The organism is Chitinophaga jiangningensis (genome assembly GCF_900142605.1).
Taxonomy (GTDB): domain Bacteria; phylum Bacteroidota; class Bacteroidia; order Chitinophagales; family Chitinophagaceae; genus Chitinophaga; species Chitinophaga jiangningensis.
This window is the reverse complement of record NZ_FRBL01000010.1, coordinates 52,876-69,631: the sequence shown is the minus strand read 5'-3', so window position 1 is coordinate 69,631 and position 16,756 is coordinate 52,876. Positions and strand designations below refer to the sequence as shown.

Annotated in this window: 12 protein-coding genes; 3 read left to right on the top strand and 9 right to left on the bottom strand. The window is 48.9% G+C overall.

The features are described 5' to 3' along the window. Window positions 1-94: 94 nt before the first annotated feature. Window positions 95-1,912, bottom strand: a complete 1,818-nt coding sequence (locus BUB18_RS24420; RefSeq protein ID WP_073086153.1) for a glycoside hydrolase family 35 protein — start codon at window positions 1,910-1,912, stop codon at window positions 95-97. 198 nt (window positions 1,913-2,110) lie between these two features. Between BUB18_RS24420 and BUB18_RS24415 the strand changes: the two genes are divergently transcribed. Continuing rightward, window positions 2,111-2,737 carry a class I SAM-dependent methyltransferase gene (locus BUB18_RS24415; protein ID WP_073086151.1) on the top strand — a complete coding sequence of 209 codons (627 nt, stop codon included), beginning with the start codon at window positions 2,111-2,113 and terminating at the stop codon, window positions 2,735-2,737. A gap of 66 nt (window positions 2,738-2,803) precedes the next feature. Here BUB18_RS24415 and BUB18_RS24410 read toward each other — a convergent pair whose 3' ends face one another. From BUB18_RS24410 to BUB18_RS24370, 8 genes are all read right to left on the bottom strand, one after another. Beyond that, a complete protein-coding gene (locus BUB18_RS24410) occupies window positions 2,804-4,501 on the bottom strand; it encodes a GMC oxidoreductase (RefSeq protein WP_073086504.1) in 1,698 nt (565 codons plus the stop codon). A 111-nt stretch (window positions 4,502-4,612) separates the two neighbouring features. Then, on the bottom strand, window positions 4,613-6,313 hold the full coding sequence (locus tag BUB18_RS24405) for a GMC oxidoreductase (protein ID WP_073086149.1): 1,701 nt from the start codon (window positions 6,311-6,313) through the stop codon (window positions 4,613-4,615). An 88-nt stretch (window positions 6,314-6,401) separates the two neighbouring features. Then, on the bottom strand, window positions 6,402-6,977 hold the full coding sequence (locus BUB18_RS24400) for a gluconate 2-dehydrogenase subunit 3 family protein (RefSeq protein WP_073086147.1): 576 nt from the start codon (window positions 6,975-6,977) through the stop codon (window positions 6,402-6,404). A gap of 237 nt (window positions 6,978-7,214) precedes the next feature. Beyond that, window positions 7,215-7,430 (bottom strand): hypothetical protein, encoded by a 216-nt coding sequence (locus tag BUB18_RS24395; RefSeq protein ID WP_143160087.1) that lies wholly within the window; start codon window positions 7,428-7,430, stop codon window positions 7,215-7,217. 475 nt (window positions 7,431-7,905) lie between these two features. After that, window positions 7,906-8,655 (bottom strand): L,D-transpeptidase family protein, encoded by a 750-nt coding sequence (locus BUB18_RS24390; RefSeq protein WP_073086143.1) that lies wholly within the window; start codon window positions 8,653-8,655, stop codon window positions 7,906-7,908. Window positions 8,656-8,924: 269 nt separating this feature from the next. Next, complete coding sequence (locus tag BUB18_RS24380) at window positions 8,925-9,731, bottom strand: hypothetical protein (protein ID WP_073086139.1); 807 nt, start codon at window positions 9,729-9,731, stop codon at window positions 8,925-8,927. Between the two features lie 341 nt (window positions 9,732-10,072). Next, entirely contained in the window at window positions 10,073-11,203 is a 1,131-nt protein-coding gene (hppD, locus tag BUB18_RS24375; protein WP_073086137.1) for a 4-hydroxyphenylpyruvate dioxygenase, read from the bottom strand. A 65-nt stretch (window positions 11,204-11,268) separates the two neighbouring features. Continuing rightward, window positions 11,269-12,426, bottom strand: coding sequence for a homogentisate 1,2-dioxygenase (locus BUB18_RS24370; RefSeq protein ID WP_073086135.1), 1,158 nt, complete (start codon window positions 12,424-12,426; stop codon window positions 11,269-11,271). An 879-nt stretch (window positions 12,427-13,305) separates the two neighbouring features. Here BUB18_RS24370 and thrA point away from each other — a divergent pair. Continuing rightward, a complete protein-coding gene (thrA, locus tag BUB18_RS24365; RefSeq protein ID WP_073086133.1) occupies window positions 13,306-15,747 on the top strand; it encodes a bifunctional aspartate kinase/homoserine dehydrogenase I in 2,442 nt (813 codons plus the stop codon). Window positions 15,748-15,813: 66 nt separating this feature from the next. Continuing rightward, window positions 15,814-16,740, top strand: a complete 927-nt coding sequence (locus BUB18_RS24360) for a homoserine kinase (protein WP_073086131.1) — start codon at window positions 15,814-15,816, stop codon at window positions 16,738-16,740. The last annotated feature ends 16 nt before the right edge of the window (window positions 16,741-16,756 follow it).

The following is a 16,756-nucleotide window of genomic DNA, read 5'->3' as shown; positions in this document are numbered from 1 at the left end:
TTCCTGAAAATTTAAAGGCGGTGCTCCTGGAAACGACACAGGCCGGAAAACGACAAAAAATGCTGTTTTCCGGCCTGAAATCAATTATTATGTACTATTCGAGTGTTTTCTCACCTTTCACGGTGGCGGCTTCCTGCTGGTGCAGGTCGAATACGATGATGTCGTTGCTGCCTTTTTTCAGCCATGGGGCCGGGCAGTACAGACGTTTTTGCGGGCCTATTTCCCAGTAGCGGCCCAGGTTATGTCCGTTTACCCATACGATGCCTTTTTTGAAGGCAGACAGGTCGATATAAGTATCATTGGCGGCTGCCAGTTCGAAGCTGCCTTTGAAGAATTTACCCTCGCGGCTATCCGTGGTAGCATGGCCTTTTGCCAGGTCCTGCACAAACTGCTCCGTCATTGGCAGGCGGTACTGTTCCCAGTTCATGAGGGTCATGCCGTTGAGGATCACGCGGTCGGTGATGCCTTTGCGGTCGATCATGGCTTCGGCAAAGTTGATGCGGCCCATGCCTTCCACCAGTATTTCCAGCACCGGGTCTTTGACATCAGATTTAGGTAAAGAGATGCTGTTTTCACCGAGTCGGCGGTCAATCTTACCCACATATTTTCCATTGAGAAATACGGTGGCATAATCATGCAGTTCCTTTATGGTTAATTTGCCGCTTTTGTGGCCGATGAGCGTGGTTTTATACACCATAAATCCATAGTCCTGCCCTACTGCCTCAAACGGTACCGGCTGCACTTTTTTAACGGGTGCCGGCAGGTGTTCCCATACGGTGGTAAATGGTTGCAGGGTTACCGGCGCAAAAGTGGTAGTAGGTATGGCTTTAGGTATGGCTGGTAATTTTTTTCCCTTCGGGAGATAGGAAGCCATCAGCTTACGGAGTGCCATGTATTTGGCAGTGGTGTCCCCCTGTTCATTAATCGGGGCATCATAGTCGTAGCTGGTAACATCCGGTTCATAGCCCTTTCCGCCGGAGTTGGCGCCGGCCATATAGCCGAAGTTGGTGCCGCCGTGGATCACGTATAAGTTAAAGGATCGTTTGGTGTCCATCAAAAACTTCACTTCCTTCACGATGCCATCAGCACCCGGGCGCTGCCATTTTTCGCCCCAGTGGGTTAGCCATCCCGGGTAGGATTCGCTGCTGAAGGCCGGCACGTTAGGGTTTTGTTTTTTTGCCTGTTCAAAATCTGCTTCAGAGCCGCCGGAATCGAGGCCGATGGCGGCGCCTTCCACCGATCCGGCTTCCAACATAAACGGCGTAGGGCCATCTGCGGTATAGAATGGTACATTAATGCCATTCTTCACCCACATATCTTTTAAGGTGTAAAGGTATTGTTTATCGTTACCATAGCTGCCGTACTCATTTTCCACCTGCACCATTACGATAGGTCCGCCGTTGGTGACCAGCAGGGGTTTTACTTCGGCAGCGAGCGCATCTACGTAACGTTGTACATTTTCAATGTAACGGGGATCCATGCAGCGCACCTTGATGTCAGGTGTTTGCAGCAGGTAGGATGGCAGTCCGCCGAACTCCCACTCTGCACATACATAGGGGCCGGGGCGCAGCATCACCCACATGCCTTCTTCCTGCGCTATTTTCACGAATTCAGCAATGTTGTGATTGGTGGTGGTGAAGTCGAATTTGCCTTTTTCTGTTTCATGGTAGTTCCAGAAAACGTAGGCGGCGATAGTGTTGCAACCCATGGCTTTGGCCATCTGAATTCTGTGACGCCAGTATTGGTGCGGGATGCGGGCAGGGTGCATTTCTCCGCTGATAATCTGGTATGGTTTGCCATCCAGGAGGAACTCAGATTTTCCAAGGGCAAAGGTATGTTTGCTTTGCGCGTTTACGCCCTGGCACAACCAGCAGGATAAGGCTAGCATCCCGCTCAGAATCACTTTTTTCATTGCTCTAAGTTGTAGTTGAAGTTAGGATAAGTGTACAAAATACGGCTTTTTGTGGATGTATGATTTTTTTTGTGGCCCTAAATTATCCGCTGCCTTCGGCAGCGGATAATTTAGGGAGGGGCGCCGGTGGCGCCCCTCTCCTGCGTGTGGGTTGAAAGATGATACGGCGCCCCATGGAAAAGCTGTAACTTAGATTACATGGACCCCTACAAAGAAACTTTTTCTACCTGGGATAAGATAGCGCAGTTGTACAAGAACAGGTTTATGGACCTGGACTTATATAACGATACGTATGATCGTTTTTGTGAGCTGGTGCCCATGCGGCATGCCGCGATTCTGGAGCTGGGTTGCGGTCCGGGAAATATTACCCGGTATCTGCTGGCAGTGAGGCCCGATTTTCGTATAGTCGGCACTGATATCTCCCAAAACATGATTATGATTGCGCAGGAAATGGCCCCTGGCGCTAACTTCCAAGTATTGGACAGCCGGGATCTTCATTTACTGACACCTGGTTTCCACGGAATCATTGCGGGCTTTTGTGCGCCATATTTGTCCGCCACTGATATGTCAAAGTTATGCAGGGATTGCTATGCATTACTGGCACCGGCTGGTATTTTCTATTGCAGCTTTGTGGCAGGAGATCCGGCACAGTCGGGCTTTATAGCTGGCAGCAGTGGCGACCGCACCTACTTTTATTATCATGACATGGAAGTGATACAGCAGGAATTGACGGCCAATCAATTCAAAATATTGGAGGTGATGTATAAAACTTTTCATCGCGGGAATGCAGCGGAGATACACACCATTGTAATAGCGCAAAAATAAAGAGCCCGGGACCAACGGCCCGGGCTCCATATAATCGTATGCCTTTGACTACGATTATAGGTGGTATTAAATATTGCCTTTTTTCAATTCACTTACTGCGTGATCCGCTGCTCTGGCGGTAAGCGCCATATAGGTGATACTTGGATTTACGCAGGAAGAGGAAGTCATGCAGGCGCCATCGGTCACAAACACGTTCTGTGCCGCATGTACCTGGTTGAAGCCATTGAGTACGGAAGTTTTAGGATCGCGGCCCATACGCGCGGTACCCATTTCGTGGATACAGTGGCCCGGAGGCGGTGCGCCATCGTAGCCGTGTACGTTTTTCAGACCCGCTTTTTCCAGCATTTCAATGGCACTTTCCTTCATGTCTTTACGCATCGCCATCTCGTTCTCCTTGAATTCACAATCGATATCGAGGGTTGGCAGTCCGTACTTATCTTTCTTCTCTTTGTTGAGTGTTACCTTGTTTTCGAAGTAAGGCAGGTGCTCACCCCAGGAGCCAATGCCCATGCTCCATTTACCCGGATAGAGCTGCGACTCTTTCAGTGCCACTCCAATACCTTCCGAGCCGGTGCCTCTGCCACGGCCTGCACCACCCTGGTAACCGAAGCCGCGTACATAGTCTTTCTGCATCGTAGCTGCGTTCACGTTACGGAAGCGGGGAATGTAGATACCGTTAGGACGGCGGCCCGCGTTAGAGTATTGATCTTCGTAACCTTCAAAATCTCCACCGGCACCTACGCCATAATGGTGGTCCATCAGGTTGTGGCCGAGTTGACCGCTGTCGTTACCAAATCCGTTCGGGAAGCGGTCGGACACGGAGTTAAGCATCACCTGGGTGGTACCCAGTGTAGAACCATTCATGAAGATCACTTTTGCGAAGTAATCAACGGTCTGGTTCGTGTGTGCATCGAGGATACGTACGCCGGTAGCCTTTGCGGTGTCTTTATCGTACAATACTTCCATTACGATTGAGTCAGGGCGCAGGGTAAGGTTGCCGGTAGCTGCGGCAGCTGGCAGGGTAACACCGTTGCTGCTGAAGTAGCCGGTATAAGGGCATCCGCGTGCACAGAGGTTCCTGGACTGACAAGGTCCGCGACCGTTATGCTTTTGTGTGACGTGTGCCACACGGCCGATGGTGATGATACGATCTTTATACTGCTCTTTTACGCGGGAGGCCACGTGTTTTTCGAGGCAGTTCATTTCCATGGCAGGCATGAAGATACCATCCGGCAGCTGCGGCAGGCCTTCCGCCTGTCCACTCACGCCGATGTAGCGTTCTACATACTCGTACCAGGGCGCAATGTCTTTATATCTGATAGGCCAGTCTACCCCATGGCCATCTTTTGCATTGGCTTCGAAATCGAGGTCGCTCCAGCGGTATACCTGACGGCCCCACATGAGGGAGCGGCCACCTACGTGGTAGCCACGCAGCCAGTTGAAAGGTTTTACCTGGTTGTAAGGATTTTCCAGGTCGTTTACCCAGAACTGCTGGGTACCTTCGTCGAAGGCGTAGCATTGGCTCTGGATCGGGTGTTTCTCCCGCATTTCATTGGTCTGACGGAGGCGGTGTGGGAACTCCCATGGGTCCATCATGGCGGTGGTGTAGTCCTTGATGTGTTCTACATTACGGCCTCTTTCCAGTACCAGTGTTTTCAGGCCTTTTTCGCAAAGTTCTTTTGCGGCCCATCCACCACTGATGCCGGAGCCTACCACGATGGCATCGTAGGTATTTTCTTTTTCAGCTTTTATATTCAGGTTCATGTTGGCAGAAATTGGAAAAGGGTGAGCTGCCAGCAGATAACGGTAATGGATATACGTTTTCACAAACGTTCATTCATTATGCTGCTGTCAGTCACCCTTCGGTCAAATGAATTATATGTTTCCTTTCTTCAGCTCTTTCACTGCAAAGTCAGCTGCGCGGGCAGTCATGGCCATGTAGGTGAGAGAAGGATTCACGCAGGCTGCGGAGGTCATGGAAGCACCATCGGTAACGAATACGTTAGGTACTGCATGCAGCTGGTTGTTTCCGTTGAGCATAGAAGTTTTAGGATCGCGGCCCATACGTGCGGTACCCATTTCGTGGATAGCCATACCAGGGTAAGAGCCGTTATCGTAAGTTTTGATATTTTTCAGGCCAGCGGCTTCGAGCATTTCTGCGGCGTCGTTCATCATATCCACGCGCATTTTCTTTTCGTTCTCTTTGAACTCCACGTCGAATTTCAGCACTGGCTGTCCCCATGCATCCTTCACGGAGTTGTCGAGGGTTACCTGGTTGTCTTCGTAAGGTAAGCATTCGCCGAAACCACCGAGGCCCATGGACCATTGTCCCGGTTCTACGAGGGAGTCTTTAAAGTCTTTACCCACGCCCATTTCAGCGATACCTTTGCTCCACATGGCACCGCGGCTGGCACCACCCTGGTAGCCGAAGCCACGGAGGTAATCGCGCTTATCGCTGCCTACGTTGCGGTAGCGTGGGATGTAGATACCGTTTGCACGGCGGCCAAAGGTGTATTTATCATCATAGCCTTCAGCGGTACCGGAGGCGCCGGTGCGGAAGTGGTGATCCATGAGATATTTACCCAGTGTACCGCTGTCGTTACCCAAACCGTTCGGGAAACGTTTGGAGATGGAGTTGAGCAGTACGAAGGTGGTACCAAGAGTAGAACCGTTTACGAAGAAGATCTTCGCGTAGTATTCGGTCATTTGCTTGGTATTTTTATCGATTACGCGAACGCCGGTAGCTTTACCTTTTTGTTCATCGTAGATGATAGAGTTCACGATAGAGTCCGGACGCAGGGTGAGGTTACCGGTAGCCATGGCAGCAGGCAATGTGGATGACTGTGTGCTGAAGTAGGCACCGAAAGGACAACCACGGCTGCAGAGGTTACGGAACTGGCATTTTTCGCGGCCAGGTAATGGTTCGGTGATGTTGGCCACGCGTCCCATGGTGATGATACGGCCTTTAAAGGCTGATTCCACTTTTTTCTTTACGTCGATTTCCACGCAGTTCATTGGCATTGCCGGCATAAACTGGCCATCAGGCAGTTGCGGTAAACCTTCGCGGGTACCGGAGATACCGGCAAATTTTTCAACGTAATCGTACCATGGCGCCAGGTCCTTATAGCGGATAGGCCAGTCAACAGCGATACCATCTTTCAGGTTGGCTTCGAAATCAAGGTCGGACCAGCGGTAAGACTGGCGGCCCCACATAATTGACTTACCACCTACGATATCCGGGCGGTACCAGTCGAAGCGTTTTACTTCGTTGTATGGAGATTGTGAATCGTTGATCCAGAATTTTTCGTTGTGTTCAGAGTAAGGGTAGTCGCGGCTCAGCTTAGGATGTGTTTCGCGCTGATCTACGGTGAGGCGGCCACGGTGAGGGAATTCCCATGGATCTTTCATCGCAGTGTCGTAATCCTTCACGTGTTCGAGTTGTTTACCACGATCCAGCATTAAAACTTTCAGTCCTTTTTCAGTGAGCTCTTTAGCAGCCCATCCACCGCTCACACCGGAGCCGATTACGATTGCATCGTAGGTATTCTGCTCCTGTGCTTTTGTATTTAAGTTCATTGTCTACGGATTTAATAAATAAGAAAGAATCAGTTTGGCGCGAGGGGCCATACTACATCAACCAATTGAGCTGTATAACCGGAGGTTATCAGGTTGCCCATGCTTTATCACCTTTTTTATAAGGCACACATCCTTCGTATTTGCCTGGAACGCGCACATAGCGTAAAGCCTGTGTTGCGCCTGGTTCAGAAGTGAAGTAACCTACCAGGGTCAGGTCTTTCATTGCCTGGAAGTAATGGGCAGCATCACCGTCTTTCTTATTATCCCGTTTATTATACGCTACACGTTCCTTATCGATTTCGGTAAGTACTTCGGTGCGTTGTTCTGGAGTCAGCTCCAGGAATGCTTTCTGGAATTTCTTTTTGCTGGCTTCATCAATTTTTTTCAGGCCAGAGAGGAACAGTTCCTGGTCTTCTTTCTTATAGCAGTCGTTCATCATGGTGATGATGAACTCATCTACCTTCGCCGCCTTGGCTCCCGGAGTATCGGTGGTAGGAATGATGGTATCCGCTACTTCAGCCACCATAGCTTTGGTCTGTGGTGTGTGAAGGTCATAATTTTTCGGAGCGGACCCTGTGCAGCTCTCTAAAGCTGATAACGTGGAAGCGGAAATGGCTGTACCCAACAAAATCGCCACATTCCTTATTGCGTCTCTTCTGTGCATAATAATGAATTGATTTGACCGGCTGGTAAGTTTAGAAAAAATTTAATAAAAACCAAATTAACATGGATGAAAGCGAAGGATTTCTTGCGAAGCGGTATAAGAATGGTTAAGACGGAAGATTTTTGTTATTAAGCCCGCAGTTTTCGTTTGCCTTCGGCAAACGAAAACTGCGGTGGGAGGTGGGCCGGTGGCCCGCCTCCCACCGGAGAGCCGGGATAAATTCCAACGACGGTAAAATCAGCGCGTAATTTTGCCATCTTTTTGAAAAGAACGAGGGGCGGCTGGTGCCCCGCCTCCCACCGGAGAGCCGGGATAAATTCCAACGACGGAAAAATCAGCGCGTAATTTTGCCATATTTTCTAAAAAGAACGAGGGGCGGCCGGTGCCCCGCCCCCCAACCGGAGAGCCGGGATAAATTCCAACAACAGAAAGATCAGCGCGTAATTTTGCCATCTTTTTGAAAAGAACGAGGGGCGGCTGGTGCCCCGCCTCCAATCGGAGAGCCGGGATAAATTCCAACGACGGAAAGATCAGCGCGTAATTTTGCCATATTTTCTAAAAAGTACGAGGGGCGGCTGGTGGCCCGCCCCCCAACCGGAGAGCCGGTATAAATTCCAACGACGCAAAAATCAGCGCGTAATTTTGCCATATTTTCTAAAAAGAACGAGGGCGGCTGGTGGCCCGCCTCCCACCGGAGAGCCGGGATAAATTCCAACGACGGAAAGATCAGCGCGTAATTTTGCCATCTTCTCTAAAAAGAACGAGGGGTGGCTGGTGCCCCGATTACCCTGGAGATTTGGGAACGATTGCAGCGACAGCAGTGCAGCGGAGCGATTTAATGTACTTTTAGGGGACCGTAGGTCCCCCTAAAAGAAACGAGGTGCCAGACTACTGATCCGGCACCTCGTTTCGAAAAGTATAATAGCTATTACAGCGTGTATTTTCCTTTATCATCGATCATCACCACTGGCAATTTGTGGTGTTTTTCGAAATAGTCGTAAGCTGTGCGGAGGTCCGCCCAGAAAGGACGACTGATTGAATCTGTTACCGGTACACCGGAGAGATAATCTACTGACCTGCTATTGCTGAATTTGACAGGAAACACATGCACGGGGATAAAGTCCTGACCTGCGTTTTTGGCATTTACAGCAAGGATGTATACCTCATCGATAAACTCATCGGTAAGGGGGATACAGCCAACGGTAATACAGTTACCATGGATATAAATCTCACTGCCCGGACGTTTGGGATCGCTCAGGAGGCGGTCGGAAAAGTTCGGGTAATTGATACCGAGCGACAGGTGATAGTTGCTGTTAGGGTTGAAATCGTTGATGTAATAGAACCCTTCGGGAACCTGGCGATCGCCTTCCCTGCGTTTTGGTCCCATTTTACCGGACAATGTACACACCCTGTAGGATTTGAAAAGGCGGAAAGTATCCTGGGGATTGTTTTTCACCCAGATTTCCATTTCGCTGTCCAGTTTAAATGAACGGATAAAGATATACCTGGCAGGGTACGCCAGTCCTTTCTTTTCAAATTCTTTACGGATCAGTTCTTCCTTCTGGCGGTACGCCTCTCCTACTTTAGGGTACATCTTCTGGTTTTCAAGAAAAGATTGCTGGGCATATAAACTGCCCCCTGCCAACAACATCAATGCGAGTGCTAAAATTCGCTTCATACTATTTCAACAAAATTTTAAGTTAAGCCAGGTTAATATACGCCAGGAAAAATAAGAAAAAGGCAATAAGGGAATAGAGTACCATCGCCACATTCCTGCTTATAAACCGTAAAACATAGCTTTTGTGTCCAAGATAAATCAAAATGACTGTGATAGCCTGAAAAATCCCGGCCAGCAAAAACAAAATCCCGAACAGCGTCTGTATACTCATAGACAACGAAACAATTACAAATTATATTGCATGTAAAGTTAAGTTATTGTCCGGGTACTTACAACCTTGTAAATTCCATTTTAACAATTTCGCGATCAGCATCGGAGGTATAGGTAGCTTTCAACGGAAATTTGCCGCCTGTATACGTATAGGTGCAGGTGGAGGTCACTGCCCGTGAAGATCTGCTGCTGGTCAGCGTTTCAGACACCACATTATGCGCAGAAAGGTTCGCCGGCTGCAGTTCCAGTATCCAGCGGAGGCCTGGATGCTGCTGACGGGAATTTACCTTGTTGTCATAACGGTAACTGATACTGGAAAGGCGCAGAAACTTTGAAAACCCGGGCTGTTTTCCATAATTATCCTGGCGGGTAATATCACCTGCCCCATCCCAGGTAAATTCCTGGTAGCCGCTGTAGTCAAAAATTCCTTTCGAAGGCTGCAACTGGTATTGATAACGGGTGGTGAGCTGCCCTGCCTCGTTGTAAGCCAGTGAATCGTAGGCATACGACGCGCCATTGCGGAAATAGCTGATACGGGTTACCTGGCCTTGCGGGTTATAATCCAGGCTGGTATTTACCTCGTCGGCAGATTCGCCATCGGAAGCCATGGTTTTAACGAGGCGGCCGTTGTCATATACCGGCTTTATCACCTCATTATAATCCCCACTTTCGCCTTTGTGCACCTGCACCAGTCGGCTGATGGATTTGTCGGCATTATACTCTACGGTAGTACGGCCTCCTGACGAGCTGATGCTGGTCAGATAAGTGGGTTGTGGTTCTCCGGGCACTGTAAAAGCGGAGCTAAGGCCTAAAGCGGCCAGCAGCAAGGCATTGGAGGCCTTGCGGGTCAAGTTATTGTTGGACATAGGTTATCAATTTGAAATATATGATTTATATATTCGGGTTCATATACGGAAAAATGGCTGAGTCGGATTGGCCCGGAGGAATATTTATATATTAAGAAAATGCTAATGGGTGGAAGGTATTGATAAGGAGTGCTATCGGGTTGCAGTTTCGCAAGAATACATCAGTGGGCACAGGTATTCCGGTATTATCCGCAGCCTTCGGCTGCGGATAATACCGGGCGCCCGGCAGGTTCGCACCCCGGAACTGGCTGAAAGCGGATAAATTATGGGCAAAATAAATCCGGGACTGCTCAAGGCAGCCCCGGATGCAGGCTCTATTTTGTTGTTGTGATAAGCAGTTATTACAGGTTACCTCTGAGCGCCTGTTCTCTTTCGATGGACTCAAACAGGGCTTTAAAGTTTCCTTTACCGAAGGACTGTGCACCTTTACGTTGAATAATTTCAAAGAAAACGGTAGGACGGTCCTGGATTGGCTTGGTAAAGATTTGCAGTAAGTATCCTTCATCATCGCGATCTACAAGGATACCGAGCTTCTGCAGTGGAGCAATCTCTTCATCAATTTTGCCTACTCTCTCCAGCAATGTTTCGTAGTAAGAGGCAGGCACGGTGAGGAATTCAACGCCGCGGGCCTGCAGTTCAGATACCGTTTTCACGATATCATTGGTAGCGATGGCTACGTGCTGTACGCCAGGGCCACCGTAAAAATCCAGGTACTCTTCGATCTGGGATTTCTTTTTACCTTCTGCCGGCTCGTTGATCGGGAATTTCACACGGCCATTACCGTTACTCATCACTTTACTCATCAGTGCGGAGTATTCAGTAGAGATATCGCTGTCATCGAAGGAGATCAGGTTTCTGAAGCCCATCACTTTTTCGTAGAAGTCAACCCAGGTGTTCATTTCATTCCAGCCTACGTTACCCACGCAATGGTCTACATACTGCAAACCGGTATCGGCAGGATTATAGGATGTTTTCCATTCTTTATAACCTGGTAAGAAAGCGCCTTTATAATTTTTACGTTCTACGAATACGTGTACGGTGTCGCCATAGGTATGGATACCGCTGCGTACCACTTCGCCGAACTCATCTTTTTCCACTGTAGGTTCCATGTAAGGTTTTGCACCACGTTTCACTGTTTCCTCGAAAGCGGAGCGGGCATCATCTACCCAGAGGGCCAGGACCTTTACCCCGTCACCATGCGCGTTTACATGGTCCGCCATGGGATTGTTCGGCTGTAATGGCGAAGTCAGCACGAAGCGCAGTTTGTTTTGCACCAGTACGTAAGAAACGCGGTCTCTGACGCCGGTTTCAGGGCCTGCGTAAGCTACAGACTGGAAGCCAAAAGCAGTTTTATAGTAATGTGCGGCCTGTTTGGCGTTGCCGACATAAAATTCTACGTAGTCAGTTCCGTTCAACGGCAGGAAGTCCTGCTGGTTTTTTACTGTGGAAGCATTTGCAGTTGCTGTTTCCATAACTTTCAATTGAGTGGTTTAAAGATTTTGTTGTTGTATTAAGTAAGGTTGGTTTTGTGCAGGTGTTATTCTGCCCAGCTCATGGTGTAGGATGCATCTTCTATTCCCAGTGCAGCTTCCGTAATCTGCAACGGATGGAAGGTATCCACCATTACTGCCAGTTCTTTTGTTTCCTTTGCGCCTATGCTCTTTTCTACTGCGCCCGGATGCGGCCCGTGAGGGATGCCAGCCGGATGGAGGGTAATCATACCTCTCGTTACATGTTTCCGGCTCATGAAATCCCCATCTACATAATATAATACCTCATCACTATCAATATTGCTGTGATTGTAAGGCGCAGGTATGGCCTGCGGATGATAATCAAACAGCCGCGGGCAGAAAGAGCAGACTACGAAGTTGGTGCCTTCGAATGTCTGGTGTACCGGAGGTGGCTGATGCACGCGGCCGGTGATTGGTTCAAAATCGTGGATGGAAAAGGCAAACGGGTATTCGCAACCATCCCAGCCTACTACATCGAATGGGTGGTGTTTATAATGAATGGGGTACATCACCCCTTTCTTTTTTATATTGATGAGAAAGTCGCCTTCCTGGTCAATTGTTTCCAGGTGCTCCGGCTGACGGATATCCCGCTCACAATATGGAGCATGCTCCAGCAGTTGACCATATTTGCTGAGGTAGCGCTTAGGATAACGGATAGGGCTGAACGACTCTACAATAAACAGGCGGTTATCCGCTGTATCAAAGCTGATCTGGTGAATGGTACCGCGGGGCACTACCAGGTAATCGCCGTAACCAAATTTCAGCTGGCCATATTGTGTTTTGAGTGTACCACTGCCTTCATGCACAAAGATCATCTCATCCGCATCCGCATTTTTATAGAAATAATCCTCCATGCTTTTACGCGGAGAGGCCAGTACAATGTGCAGGTCGCTGTTGACCAGTACCGCTTTGCGGCTTTTCAGAAAATCGTCTTCCGGCTGAATGTTGAACCCCTGGAAGCTGCGGTGTTTCAGCATTTTCTCTTCCGCCACCTTTGGTGCTACGCTGTAAGGTTCATCTACGCGGACGATTTCGGTAGGCGGGTGACAATGGTACAAGAGGGATGAATGGGACGAAAATCCTTCCGTAGAAAAGAGTTGCTCCGAATAAAGGCTCCCATCCGGTTTGCGAAACTGGGTATGGCGCTTATGCGGAATCTGTCCTAGTTTATGATAATGTGGCATAACAGGGAATATTGATAGAAATAAGGTGATTGAATTGGTGTATGATTAAATAATATACCGTCTGTGAATAATAAATGATGCTGATGTAGTAGTTACCGTAGTAATTAACGGACCGCAGTATGCGACCGGATAGTGCAGGTTATGAACGCTGCTGTAAAGTTACGCTAATTAAAAAGGTAAAATCCCGGCTGAGCGGGTACAGGAAGGTTAAGCAATAGCCGAATCCATGGCGAGGGTGGCCATAAGGAAATAGTAGCGGAGCTGACTATTGGAAGTATATTTCAATAATTCCGGCAATGCAGTTTGATTTACCTGTTAAAGTTAATGGATTTTTATATTAAACCAATTTTTTAGTGGGGAGTGGGTGTACCGGCAAAACCTTCGGTTTTGCCGGAGCTGGGTTCCGCGCTTCGCGCGGAACATGCTGAAGCTGACGCGTGAAAGCCCGATTATTGTCATTGTAATGTCATGGTATAATACAAATAAATAATTAAAAGTACAGAACATTGATTTAACGCCTGCTATCAATTCGCATATAATTCATAATAATATTCAATTATCATCTACCTAAATTTAAAAACGACTAATAAAACATACAAAATTTGAAATTTTTATAAATATCCACACTGCGCTTTTATTTACCGTTGTAATTATAGACTTTTGTAACGTAATCGTCATACAAACAATAGTGCTACAGAAAAATACATATCACTTCTCCTCCACTCCCACCTCCCAGCGGGAATGCATGAGCACTATTATTACAACCACCATTATTACAACCCCAGTGCGGGGTTAGTTTTCACATATCATCCAATGACCACGCAGGTGGTAACCAAACCGGAAGGATCGGAATATTTCTACGTATAAATATTATTCATTATGCAAGTTTTAAAATTCGGCGGCACATCCGTTGGAAGCTCCAAAGCAATAGAACAAGTATGCCAGATATTAGTGAAGCATAAACCCGCAGGTAAATACGCCATCGTAGTATCTGCCATGGGTGGCATCACCGACAAACTCATCAACGCTGGTCAACTCGCCGGCGCTGGTCAGGAAGAATATAAATCTGTATTACAGGAAATCGAGACACGCCACCTCGATGCTATCCGCGAATTATTCCCGATTACTGCTCAAAGCAGTCAGATAAGCCAACTGAAAAAGAAACTCAACGCCCTTGAAAACCTCTGTGATGGCATCTTCCAGGTAGGTGAACTGAGCGCACGCTCCCTCGATAAAATCATGAGCTTCGGGGAACTGATTTCCTGCGTGCTGGTAGCAGAGAAACTGAAACAACAGGGCCTCAACGCCAACTGTAAAGATAGTCGCCAGCTCATCGTTACCGATGGTAACTTCGGTCATGCAGCCGTGAATTTCCCAGCTACTAATCATAATATACAAGCCTACTTTGCTGAGTCAGCAGCCGACTACACCGTACTCCCGGGTTTTGTAGCCGCTACTGCCGACGGCGAAACTACCACCCTGGGCCGCGGTGGCTCCGATTACACCGCTGCCATTGTTGCAGCAGCTGTAAACGCCAGCGTTCTCGATATATGGACAGACGTGAGTGGTATGATGACCGCCGATCCACGCATCGTATCACAGGCCATTCCTATTGCTCATATTTCTTATGAAGAAGCAATGGAACTCTCCCACTTCGGTGCTAAAGTAATCTACCCGCCTACCATCCAACCGGTAATGGATAAACGAATTCCTGTTTGGATAAAAAATACCTTTGCCCCTGAAGATTATGGCACACTCATACAGGACAGCTCCGAGCGCAGCATGGCCGTTACCGGCATCAGCGGCATCCAGCAGATAGCGCTGCTGACCCTGGAAGGCAGCGGCATGGTGGGTATCCCCGGCTTCTCCAAACGCCTGTTTGAAGCCTTATTACGGGAACGCATCAACGTAATCCTCATCACACAAAGCTCTTCCGAGCACTCCATCACCGTGGGCATCCACGAAGGGGAAATGCTCCGTGCCAAAGCCGCCGTAGATGAAGAGTTTGCAACAGAAATACACGAGAAGAAAATAGAGCCGCTGCAGGTAGAAAAAGACCTCAGCATCGTAGCAGTGGTAGGTGATAAAATGAAGAATCACCATGGCACCAGCGGTAAACTGTTTGGTACACTGGGCCGTAACGGAGTGAACGTGCGTGCGATTGCACAGGGTTCTACCGAAAAAAATATCTCCGCAGTGATCAACAAGGCGGATGTTAAAAAAGCACTGAACCTCATCCACGAAACCTTCTTCGAAAAACCGCTGAAACAGGTGAACCTTTTCGTAGCAGGCGCCGGCAACGTAGGTGGTAAGCTACTGGAACAACTGCAACAGCAACAGACCTTCCTCCAGGAAGAGCTGGGACTGCAGATCCGCGTAACCGGCCTGGCCAACAGTAAAAATATGCTGCTGAGTGAATACGGCATCAAACTGAGCGACTGGAAAGAGCAGCTGCCACAGGCCGATGCCAGCGACATCCCCGCCTACATTGCCCGTATCAAAGCACTGAACCTGCGCAACAGCGTATTCGTTGATAACACCGCCAGCGCCGAGGTAGCAAAAACATACCACGAGTTCCTCCAGCATGGTATTTCTGTGGTCACCTGCAATAAAATTGCCTGCTCGTCCGACTATCAATACTATAAAGAGCTGAAAGAGCTGGCGAAGAACTACAACGCTTCCTTCCTCTTTGAAACCAATGTGGGCGCAGGATTACCGGTGATCAACACCCTCAATGACCTGATCCGCAGCGGCGACCGCGTACACAGCATCGAAGCGGTGCTCAGCGGCAGCCTTAACTTTGTGTTCAACAATTTTGTAAATGGTGCTAACTTCCGTGATGTAGTACAGGCAGCACAGGACGAAGGATATACCGAACCAGATCCACGCATCGACCTGAGCGGCGTTGATGTAATGCGTAAAATCCTCATCCTGGCCAGAGAAAGCGGCGCCAGAATGGAAATGGAAGATATCACCAACAACCTTTTCCTGCCACAAGCCTGCCTGGATGCCCCGTCTGTAGCCGATTTCTACGACCAGCTGGACGTACACGCCGACCACTTTAAACAGTTACTCAGTAACGCGGTGGCCGCAGGCAAACGCCTTAAGTTCGTAGCCCGTTATGAAGAAGGCAAGGCTTCCGTAGGATTGCAGTGCATAGCACCAGAACACCCCTTCTATAACCTGGAAGGAAAAGATAATATCGTACTTTATACCACCAGCAGGTACCGTGAACAACCGCTGATCGTGAAAGGAGCAGGTGCAGGAGCTGATGTTACCGCTTCCGGCATATTTGCTGACATTATCCGAACCGCCAGATAGGGTTAATAAAACGTTATCCTTATCACCACATTTCCGTACCTGAAAATCAATGATTAAATTAAGTATATGGATTCTATAAAAGTATTTGCTCCCGGCACTGTTGCTAACGTTGCCTGCGGATTTGATGTAATAGGACTGGCTATGGACGCACCTGGCGATGAAATGATCCTGCGCAGGAGCAATGAACCCGGCATCCGTATCACCGCCGTTCACGGGGCAGATCTTCCCCTGGACCCGCTGAAAAACGTTGCAGGCGTGGCTGTACAGGCACTGCTGCAGAAATATGAAAACCCGGAAGTAGGTATTGAAATCGAAATATTCAAAAATATTCACCCCGGCAGCGGTATCGGCTCCAGCGCCGCCAGCAGCGCAGGCGCGGTTGTAGGCGTCAACTACCTCCTCGGTCAACCCTTTACACGTAAACAACTGGTGCGGTTTGCCATGGAAGGCGAACGACTCGCCTCCGGTTCGGCCCATGCCGACAACGTAGCCCCCGCTATCCTCGGAGGGTTTACTATGGTGCGCAGCTACCGCCCCCTGGATATCATTGCCCTCAACTCCCCTGCGGAATTATGGGTATCCGTGATTCACCCGCAGATAGAAGTAAAAACTTCCGATGCCCGTGAAATCCTAAAACAAAAAGTACTGATGACGGACGCCATCCGCCAGTGGGGTAACGTTGGTGCCCTGGTAGCCGGCCTTTTCCAGGAAGACTATGAACTGATTAGTCGCTCCCTCGAAGACGTGATCGTAGAACCGGTACGCAGCATCCTGATCCCTGCTTTTCACGAACTGAAAGTAAAATGCAAGGAAGCAGGCGCCCTCGGCGGCGGCATCAGCGGCTCCGGCCCGAGTGTGTTCATGCTCAGCAAAGGCGAAGCCAACGCTCGCAAAGTCGCAGCAATGATGGACAAAGTATATGCACCACTGGGTGTGGATTATAAAATATACGTTTCCCAGATAAATACTGCAGGAGTAAAAGTGATTGATTAACTAATTTAAAGAATGC

Excerpts from the sequence above, each read along its gene's own strand:
- BUB18_RS24410 (WP_073086504.1), bottom strand. The coding sequence starts at position 4,501 with ATGAACCTGAATATAAAAGCTGAAAAAGAAAATACCTACGATGCCATC.
- BUB18_RS24360 (WP_073086131.1), top strand. The coding sequence starts at position 15,814 with ATGGATTCTATAAAAGTATTTGCTCCCGGCACTGTTGCTAACGTTGCC.
- BUB18_RS24370 (WP_073086135.1), bottom strand. The coding sequence starts at position 12,426 with ATGCCACATTATCATAAACTAGGACAGATTCCGCATAAGCGCCATACC.
- BUB18_RS24420 (WP_073086153.1), bottom strand. The coding sequence starts at position 1,912 with ATGAAAAAAGTGATTCTGAGCGGGATGCTAGCCTTATCCTGCTGGTTG.
- BUB18_RS24405 (WP_073086149.1), bottom strand. The coding sequence starts at position 6,313 with ATGAACTTAAATACAAAAGCACAGGAGCAGAATACCTACGATGCAATC.
- BUB18_RS24400 (WP_073086147.1), bottom strand. The coding sequence starts at position 6,977 with ATGCACAGAAGAGACGCAATAAGGAATGTGGCGATTTTGTTGGGTACA.
- BUB18_RS24390 (WP_073086143.1), bottom strand. The coding sequence starts at position 8,655 with ATGAAGCGAATTTTAGCACTCGCATTGATGTTGTTGGCAGGGGGCAGT.
- BUB18_RS24395 (WP_143160087.1), bottom strand. The coding sequence starts at position 7,430 with ATGGCAAAATTACGCGCTGATCTTTCTGTTGTTGGAATTTATCCCGGC.
- hppD (WP_073086137.1), bottom strand. The coding sequence starts at position 11,203 with ATGGAAACAGCAACTGCAAATGCTTCCACAGTAAAAAACCAGCAGGAC.
- thrA (WP_073086133.1), top strand. The coding sequence starts at position 13,306 with ATGCAAGTTTTAAAATTCGGCGGCACATCCGTTGGAAGCTCCAAAGCA.
- BUB18_RS24380 (WP_073086139.1), bottom strand. The coding sequence starts at position 9,731 with ATGTCCAACAATAACTTGACCCGCAAGGCCTCCAATGCCTTGCTGCTG.
- BUB18_RS24415 (WP_073086151.1), top strand. The coding sequence starts at position 2,111 with ATGGACCCCTACAAAGAAACTTTTTCTACCTGGGATAAGATAGCGCAG.